The 8,043-nt window shown below is 59.5% G+C and carries 12 protein-coding genes and 1 pseudogene; 8 read left to right on the forward strand and 5 right to left on the reverse strand.

Features of this window, described 5'->3' with window-relative positions; translation table 11 throughout:
* Positions 1-169 precede the first annotated feature (169 nt).
* Both A3M7_RS45575 and A3M7_RS50915 read right to left on the reverse strand, forming a co-directional pair.
* Positions 170-586 carry a hypothetical protein gene (locus A3M7_RS45575; protein WP_049823942.1) on the reverse strand — a complete coding sequence of 139 codons (417 nt, stop codon included), beginning with the start codon at positions 584-586 and terminating at the stop codon, positions 170-172.
* A gap of 18 nt (positions 587-604) precedes the next feature.
* Positions 605-805, reverse strand: coding sequence for a hypothetical protein (locus A3M7_RS50915; protein ID WP_027548452.1), 201 nt, complete (start codon positions 803-805; stop codon positions 605-607).
* 269 nt (positions 806-1,074) lie between these two features.
* On the opposite strand from A3M7_RS50915, the gene A3M7_RS0137320 reads away from it, so the two are divergent.
* The 3 genes from A3M7_RS0137320 (at position 1,075) to A3M7_RS45585 (ending at position 2,565) form a co-directional block, all read left to right on the forward strand.
* The gene (locus tag A3M7_RS0137320; protein ID WP_027548453.1) at positions 1,075-1,488 is read left to right on the forward strand and encodes a hypothetical protein; all 414 of its coding nucleotides are present in this window, start codon (positions 1,075-1,077) and stop codon (positions 1,486-1,488) included.
* 387 nt (positions 1,489-1,875) lie between these two features.
* Positions 1,876-2,178 (forward strand): hypothetical protein, encoded by a 303-nt coding sequence (locus A3M7_RS45580; protein ID WP_049823943.1) that lies wholly within the window; start codon positions 1,876-1,878, stop codon positions 2,176-2,178.
* Between the two features lie 147 nt (positions 2,179-2,325).
* Complete coding sequence (locus A3M7_RS45585) at positions 2,326-2,565, forward strand: hypothetical protein (protein ID WP_084302860.1); 240 nt, start codon at positions 2,326-2,328, stop codon at positions 2,563-2,565.
* Between the two features lie 598 nt (positions 2,566-3,163).
* On the opposite strand, the gene A3M7_RS0137340 is transcribed toward A3M7_RS45585, so the two are convergent.
* On the reverse strand, positions 3,164-3,649 hold the full coding sequence (locus A3M7_RS0137340) for a hypothetical protein (protein ID WP_027548454.1): 486 nt from the start codon (positions 3,647-3,649) through the stop codon (positions 3,164-3,166).
* Positions 3,650-5,186: 1,537 nt separating this feature from the next.
* On the opposite strand from A3M7_RS0137340, the pseudogene A3M7_RS0137345 reads away from it, so the two are divergent.
* Positions 5,187-5,884: pseudogene (locus A3M7_RS0137345) on the forward strand (transglutaminase family protein); the annotation flags it as partial.
* A gap of 2 nt (positions 5,885-5,886) precedes the next feature.
* On the opposite strand, the gene A3M7_RS0137350 reads toward A3M7_RS0137345, so the two are convergent.
* The gene (locus A3M7_RS0137350) at positions 5,887-6,351 is read right to left on the reverse strand and encodes a hypothetical protein (RefSeq protein WP_027548455.1); all 465 of its coding nucleotides are present in this window, start codon (positions 6,349-6,351) and stop codon (positions 5,887-5,889) included.
* A gap of 13 nt (positions 6,352-6,364) precedes the next feature.
* Positions 6,365-6,493, reverse strand: coding sequence for a hypothetical protein (locus tag A3M7_RS51140; RefSeq protein ID WP_256374920.1), 129 nt, complete (start codon positions 6,491-6,493; stop codon positions 6,365-6,367).
* A 329-nt stretch (positions 6,494-6,822) separates the two neighbouring features.
* Here A3M7_RS51140 and A3M7_RS0137360 point away from each other — a divergent pair, with 329 nt between their 5' ends.
* From A3M7_RS0137360 to A3M7_RS47900, 4 genes are all read left to right on the forward strand, one after another.
* On the forward strand, positions 6,823-7,053 hold the full coding sequence (locus A3M7_RS0137360; RefSeq protein ID WP_011090434.1) for a hypothetical protein: 231 nt from the start codon (positions 6,823-6,825) through the stop codon (positions 7,051-7,053).
* Between the two features lie 179 nt (positions 7,054-7,232).
* On the forward strand, positions 7,233-7,433 hold the full coding sequence (locus A3M7_RS47895; RefSeq protein WP_084302859.1) for a hypothetical protein: 201 nt from the start codon (positions 7,233-7,235) through the stop codon (positions 7,431-7,433).
* Positions 7,434-7,557: 124 nt separating this feature from the next.
* Positions 7,558-7,707, forward strand: coding sequence for a hypothetical protein (locus A3M7_RS49285; protein ID WP_156937103.1), 150 nt, complete (start codon positions 7,558-7,560; stop codon positions 7,705-7,707).
* Positions 7,708-7,847: 140 nt separating this feature from the next.
* A partial coding sequence (locus A3M7_RS47900) for a transposase (RefSeq protein ID WP_198033890.1) occupies positions 7,848-8,043 on the forward strand: 196 nt, incomplete at its 3' end.

Raw genomic sequence — 8,043 nt, forward strand, 5'->3', positions numbered from 1 at the left:
TTCAGGTCACGTGCGATCTCCTTGATCGTCTTGCCCTTGATGAAGTGCTCGCGCCGAATCCGCGCAATCGTCTCCACGACCAGCATCCTCCACCACCTGCTTTGTTACGAAGCAGGCAGCGCAACAGACCAACCTATAGGGGGTCAATTTTGGACGCCGATCCCCCGGCTTAGGGGGTCAATATTGCAGGCCGAATAACAGCCAGATCGCGTCGACGCCGCTTCCGGTCCCGCTTGCGTCGGCCCGTCGCGACCGGAGATACCGCCGGTGTCGCCGCAGGCGTCGAGTCACTGGTCGCCCGGATGGAAGGCGGCTCGGTAGCCGGCACGGCAGCCGACCGCGCCTCCATGATCTCGAGAACCGAGCGCCCCTTGTCGGTGATGCGCCAGCCGCCGTTGAGCCTCTCGACGAGACCTTGCGAAAAGATGTCGAGGTCGGGCACGCGCGCCGCCAGCCGCTTGGTGCGCTCGGCCCAGTCACGTCCGCTCGTCGCCAGGATCGCCATGTCGCGCTTGAGGTCGGCCATCACGGCAAATCCATCCGGGTAGCTCACCAGGATTTTCAGCACCGTGACCTGGAAATTCACCCGTGCCTCCGCGGCCGGTCAGCGCCACATGGTCGGCGCTTGGGAGAGGGCTTGGCGGCCGACCTGCTTGAGGTGGTCCGCAGACGTCTCGCCTCTGGACGCGGCTTCCAGGATCTTCGAAGCCACGTGGGTACGGGCGCCGGTCTCGGTCCGGGAAACGCTTGCGCAGACCTCATCTAGGACCGCGCGCAATAGCGCGGTGGTAGCAGGATCGAGCATGGGAAACCCCCAAAGGAAAAATGATCGTATCGCAATCTCACAGGCAAATATCCCGCCAAGTTTACACTCGAAGTCCAGCTCGGCAAGCTCCGAAAGTTACCGCACCGCACGCGGATTGAACCCGTCTTCGGTCGAAATGTTTGTGCTCCAAGCTCGAAAGTTTTCGGCGGGGGAGCATCCCATTGCTCTCGGCACCGGGGCAACCAGCAACCATTGCCTAATTTTCCCGTTGTCTGGCCGGGGCCAGAAACGTGGAGAGGAGGAATCCGATGAAAAAGATTGCAATGGTGGTGGCGACGGTCGGCGCTCTCGGTCTCGGCTCGATCGCGGCGACGTCGCCCGCCAAGGCTCATTGGCGAGGTGGCTGGGGACCGGGTATAGCCGGCGGCCTGATCGCCGGCGCGGTGATCGGCGGGCTTGCCTCCTCGGCGTATGCCTGGGGACCGGGCTACTACGACTACGGTCCGGGCTATTACGGCGCCGGATACTATGGCGGACCCTACGCCTACGACTATGGGTACGATGCGCCCTACCGCTGGGGCGGCGGCTACGCCACGACCTACTCCACCACTGCGCCGGTGTCCTATGGCTACCGGTACCGTCGCGTCGTCCGGCCCGCCTACGCCTATTACCGCGGCGCCTATCCCGTCGTGCGGCACCACTGGCATCATCACCACTGGTGATACGGCGCCGTCCCTTGAGGCCCCGTCAGGCCGCGCTCCGAACGGGCGCGGCTTTCTCGTTTCGTGGAGCAGGATATTGCAGGTTACCACCATCCGCCGTGCCGGTCGAACGCCAGCCGTGGTTCGGCTGGCCTCCTCGTCCACCACTTCGCCTGCGGACGAACTTTTGCGCGTTTGCGCGCCGGCGGCTCTTTCTTGGCGTCGGAAGTCGGTGTTGCAGGCATCGAGGCCATCGCCTCTCGCTGATTGCTCCGGTTCTTCCGTCATGGGATCAGCCTCCGCGCCATCTTCGGAACATCGGTGCGCAGGCTGTGTCGAAGACAGGTCGGCTTTGCCCCCAACTCCAGACAAACCGCTGCATCGGACTAACTGACGCGATGGGCCAACATGATGCTCGACGAGAAATCGGCACTTTTTCGCGCGCACCGAAACAATATCCATCGTTATCGTCGGCTGCTCGAGACGAAGCTGTCGAGCTTGGAACATCAGTTCATTGAGAAACGTCTTGCTGAGGAAGAATCTGCGCTGGTAGACCTCACCGCGCCGTGCGCGGTGCGGGTGGCGTCTTCAGACCCCTTGTCCGCGGTCAGCCATCCTTGTTCAGCGGCCGAAAGCTCTGTCGGCCTCCAGACCGCCGTCCTCGGCTCCCTTTCGCCAATGATATGCAAAGTGCTCGTCAATGCTCGCTAACGCGGGCAGCGTTTGGCTTTGCGGCGCGCCGATTGCCGGAGAGATTGATCCTAGGCTGCCATCAAGCGCCCCAGGAACATCTCCGCGCGCCGTCGGTTGGCCGAGTGATCGCCGATGAAAGGACGGCGCGGCGGGAGGAGCGCTGCGGTGGCAAGAACATCGATCTCGAAGCCCGACTTGGAGCTTTTGGCGCTTCAGCAGATTCGGAGCTTCCCGGGCGGCGAGCATGCGGTTTCTGTCGAGGTCGAATGCGACGCTGGCGAGGCCCGCGACGTGACCTGGAGGCTTCATGTCACCGCAAAGGACGAAGCCGATTTCGGGCGCATCCATTATGCCGCAGAGACCACGACCGAGAGATTGAAGCGGCGGTATTGCCTCAAACGGTGACCAGATGATCCATCACGTCTCGCTCGGCAGTAACGATGTCAACAGCGCACGAGCGTTCTACGATCCGCTGATGTCCCTTCTCGGCCTGCGACTCCTCAAGCACTCGGACCGTTCGCTCCACTACGGCGCCTCGGATGCACTGGATCGCGAGACAGTGACACGTTCCACGCGACCGCACTTGCGCTTGGAGGCGTTGACGAAGGGGCTCCCGGCATCCGAGACAATTACAACGCGAATAATTTTGGTGCCTTCGTACGCGACCTCGATGGAAACAAGATTGAGGCGGTGACGTACACCGCAAAGTCCGCCGATCAGCCGCGCCCGGCCATCCACATCGATCCACAGGGCGGGGGCATTGCCTCACCGAACGCCAAGCCTCATTATGGCAAAGGTCCGTGAGCATTCGCGCTCCCGGACCGCCACTCCTGCCAGACGGCGGGATCTGAAAGGTCGGAGGTCGAAGCTCCGGCCTTTCGCTTTTCCAGCCGACGAATCAATTTGCCATGGGGCGTGACTCCGACGAAAGAGTCCGTTGTCCCTATCCCGACTATTCACAACTCGCCGTTGTGAAGCCCTCATCGCCACCACGTTTGCTTCCTCAGCCGACTGTCAAAACTATCCAGGACACGGACGCGGCAAAGAGTACTTGCGAGCTGATGCCGAGCGGCCAGCTAAGCGTCCGCTTCGTGTGGGCCCATCTATGAAAACGTTGCAAGGTCGTCAGGGGCTGCTTCGGAAGCGCCCTGTGCACGACCCGCAACGGGTCGGGTGACATCCCTGCAAGGGCGCCGAGCACGATCACTACAATCGTTGCGGGTGTCGCGAAAAGCCAAATTGCCATCAATAGACCCGCGCAAGCATCGAAGCCGATAAGAGCCAATTCGAAAAAGAACCTCGGATCCGCGAGCAGCCCGCGATTGTGGGCGCCGCGCTTTAATTTGATCGCTCGAAGAGGATAATCCCAGTGCGGGATCGCATCGATCGCAAAGTGGCTTGCGAAGGCCGCAACCGCAACGAGGACTGGGTGCGACGGCAACAGACTAGCGATGGCGCCGCCGACAACTGCGTGAGTGCTTAAAATCATATCCCGTCGGCTCGTATACTACGTCGCTATTAGGACGCCGCTCATTGCCCCACCTCTTAGCACGGCCCCCCGCAGCGAAGCAGGGATTGGCATCGCGTTTCCGCCGGATTCGTAATTCGAAGGTGGATGCCTATGTTCGGCCTATGCGTTTCGAGTTTTGCCTACCGACGCTCGGCAAGGCGGTTCCCGCCGGCGCCGAGTGGTTTCACAAAATAAAACACGATGGATATCGCCTGCGGCTTTAGCGGGATGGCGACTGCGTGCGGCGGGTCACCAAGGGTGGTTATGGACGAAGCGTTTCCATGGGTTGTGGAAGTCGCACTGAAAGCATCAGGGCTGGAATGACAAGCCATAGGCCCTCGTCTTGTGACGGAACGGAGATCGCTGCACCGATCGTGCGGAACGGTAGCAGCGCAGGCCGCAGGCGCCGCTCAAACGCGGCGCTTGCGGCCGTTTCAACGACAAAAGGAGTACCCCTAATGCGCCAAATTCCAGAATGCTAATGTTCGAAAACAGACAGACCGCAGCGTGAGCTTTTGTAAGGTAGGCGCATTGCGGCGTACCAGAGCATATTCCCGATGAAGCCCGGCCTTCGTGCCGGGCTTTTGGTTTGCCAGGCCAAAAAGGGGCAAGGCCCCGAATTTGCCACGGCGGGATCCTGAAACCATTTTGCCGGCTCCGCGAAGCACTCCCGAAACAAAACCTGATCAAGCTCGCGTCATTGGCCAGCGGGGATTCGATCATGTGGGCATTCATTGAAGAATTGTATCGAGACTATTGCCTGACGCGGGTGCAGGAGATCCGGAAGTTCGAACTGTCCCACTGAGCCCGCAGGGACGGTGCCTCTTATTTGCGCGAGATGCCCAACATTCTCGCCCTCCGAAAGCTTCAATCCAACGTTCTATCAAGGCGGGTCCTTGGCACGACACCTCGCAAGAGCCTCGCGCCATCCATCTGCACGGCCCCTGTTGTGTGCACCGGCAGGGGCTTGTTTACGTTCGGCACTCTCGCGCGCGGAGGAATCGCGGCGTCTAGCCTTTGGATGGAACCTTGCGCTTCATCGCATCAAATCCAGCCTCTGTGATCCGATATTTTCGGTTTGGTCCCACCAGTTCGATCCAGCCCTTCGCGAGCATTTTGATCACAGTGCGGGGACCGACTTCGCCGGGGATCGGCTGACTTTTTATGGTCGCTTCAAGACCCAGGCGCTCGAAATAAGTCGGAATGTGCGAGGGCCTAGCCGGTATCCTAGTCCACAGATTTGAACCAAGGCCGTGCGGGATCTATGCCGCACGGCCCTGGCTGCAACTGTCCAGCCCCGGCCGGATTCCGTCGCTGCCGACAGACTAGCCGATTCCTGTAAGTCGCCACCGATTCGGAGGGGCCTTCTCCACACCTATACGGGAAGCAATAGCGCGCTGACGTCCGGGCCATCATCGATCGACAATTTGCAGAATGCTCCCCACGACGCCACACGCCTGCGCACGTTGACGGCCGCCCCGTCAAGATCACCTTTGGCGGAATGCGGCAGATGGGCGTGCGCGGTGTACACGACGTGTTCGGCAATTGCCTAACGTTGGTTGACTTCAATATCTCGGCAGAGGATCTGGGATTTGAAACAACAATCCGTCTCGAGCATACCCCGGAAAATGCTCCAGACTTTCGGATCGAGGAATACGCTCGGGAGCATCCGTTCGCTTATAACGACAATGAGCTGCCGGATTTAGACCCATACATCCGTCGCCATTATCCAGCCGATACAGCCGTCCCCGAGTGGCTTTCCAAGTTCGTGCCGCTCGGCGTTAATCGCCCTACGGGGCAGTTGCTCATGACGCTCAACGAGGCTATCGCGGAGGGATTTTCCTACCAGCGCCGCACAATACGAGGCACCCAAACACCTGCGGAAACTATAGGTCTTCAACGGGGGACTTGCCGCGACTTCGCGCTGCTGATGATGGAAGCCGCGCGCTCGCTCGGCTTCGCCGCTCGCTTCATCACTGGATACGTCTATGTGCCCGATCGCGATGGACCGACCCGGCTCGGAGGCGGATCGACGCACGCCTGGTGTTCAATCTATGTGCCGGGTTCGGGCTGGGTCGAGTTCGATCCGACCAACTCCCCCTTTCAGGCAGCTATTGGGGCGATGCCGGCGACGATGCCAGCATGGAAGTCACCGTCAATGTGAAGTCGGAGCCGATCGCCGAAGCCGAGATCGCATCCAAAGCAATGCCTTAATCTCACCGCAGATATTGAGAGACGTCCTTAGCCCTCGACGCCAACTCGCTCTCGACTTTGTCGATTTCCGTCTGGTTGCGCTCAATGAAGGCCGCGAGCTCGTCTCGAGACATCTCAGACAGCGCCTTCTGTTGTGAGGACGTGTCCCTGCGAGTAGGAGCAATGTGCCCTGCCCGGTCTAACACTTTGATGGAAAGATCCGCGCGGACGCGGGCGCTAACGCTTGTATCCTGGAGGAGCGACTTGGCGACTCGATAAGCGAGCGGAGCGCCCACCACGGCAAGGTCAAGCTGGATCGATTCCGAGATCGCGGCCGCGACCGCAGGCAATCGCATTGTCTTATAGACCGACTTAGGGTGATAGCCGGCGAGCTCGGCAGCTTCCTCGGGCCGCTTACCCTCATTGACGATGAACCGCACAAGGGTGCGTTGCTGATCGGTGAGATCGTATGGCGCTAGAGAAGGCATCTACTTCCTCTGGTTAGTCATCGCGCGATGCGTTCGCGGCGGCAATCAATCGACGCAAGTCGATGTTGTACTGCGGCACGTTCGGGTTCTTTACGGGGCGCTCCAGGAGATAGGCCGCCACGTTCGGATCGAACCAAGCCATGTGAATGATCTACACCTGCACGTTGATCCGGACCGGATATCTGACAGTTAACGTGCATTGGGCAACGCGCGGGTACCCACATGAACCTCATGCGAGTGGTTACCCTACCCGTTACCCTGAGGAAAATCCGGACTAAGTATTGGTCGGAGCGAGAGGATTTGAACCTCCGACCCCTAGTCTCCCAGGCGCGGGCAACATTTTGATCTCTCTTTATTATTTTCGAACTACCCTATTCGGCCCCGCTGAATGAACACGCTTTTCGGCCTGATTGTAAACCGTCGCGGTTGGACTGATTTGGAACGTGAGCCTGACGTACCGCATTACCGCGCATGCCGAGATATTTCTTTCACATTACGCACGAGCGCACCGAGATCGACCGCGTGGGCGAGGACCTCCCGGACAAGCATGCCGCGTGGAAGGAGGCCACTGTCACCGCCGGACAGATACTACAGGGCATTGACGGGAACCTGGTACCGGGCCGAGACTGGCGGATGGAAGTGGCCGACGAGTTTCAGAACACGCTCTACGTTCTGCATATTCGGGCTGAAAAACCAGCGTAAGGCCGCCTCAGTTGGCGGCTTAGTCTGTTCGATTTTCATTGCGAACTGAGTGTTCGCGAGCCACATACGATAGCCCACCACCGTTGTTCCTCCAGATGGAACCAACTTGTCGGGATCCGCATCTTAGGAATCGGAAAACTCAAACCCTGCGGTTAGGACCCGTAAGACGAGGTGTTGTCATGCAGCGCCGCCGCCGTTTCAAACAAGTACAGTCTCTTGAAGAACGTTTAGCCGAAATAGCAAAACGCCTCCGTGAAGAGGCCAAATCCCTCCCCCCAGGAATGGAGCGCCAAGAAAAGCTCCGCAAAGCCTGGCAAGCCGAAACCGGCTCGCACGTGAGCGAGTGGCTGAGATCGCCCGGATTGCCACTGCCTGAGTAATCCGCTCAGCGATTTCAGGAACATTTGCCGGCATAGGCCGGTTGACCGCCATCACCGTTACAACATTTGGCCTTTGCCGGTGACTGCGAGTCGTTGCTCACGCCTCCCACCGTGGATGGCAAGCATGTGCGAACATTGCGTGGAGCTAGATAGACGGATCAACCACCTGAAAGGCTTGCTTGCGAAGGTGACTGATGCACAGACAGTCGCCGCAATCGGCGCGTTGGTCGAGAAAATCGAAGCCGAGAAGATCGCCCTCCATCTCACCAAATAGAGGCCGCCTCAGTTGGCGGCTTCTCCTGTTCGAGGATCGAGCGGCTCAACGCGCGAAGGTTTATCGGGTGCTGTCCTAGCACTACTTTGGCAGATTATTGATTTTGCCGCGTTTTATAGGATTCCCGAATCAATTTTTCAATGATTCATGGGTGGTCGGCTCTTGGAGGGCTGACCATGTCGGGATGGGAAGACGAACTCGAACGCTGGCTGATGCCGTTCTTGGACCGGCTGGGTCATAAGACCCGACAGCGGATGTGTCCTCTGTATGTTGCGGGATTGATCGGTCCTGGCGATCGCAAGAGCGTTCAGCCGATGGCGGAACGCCTTGCCACGA

This window comes from Bradyrhizobium sp. WSM2254 (genome assembly GCF_000472645.1).
Taxonomy (GTDB): Bacteria; Pseudomonadota; Alphaproteobacteria; order Rhizobiales; family Xanthobacteraceae; genus Bradyrhizobium; species Bradyrhizobium niftali.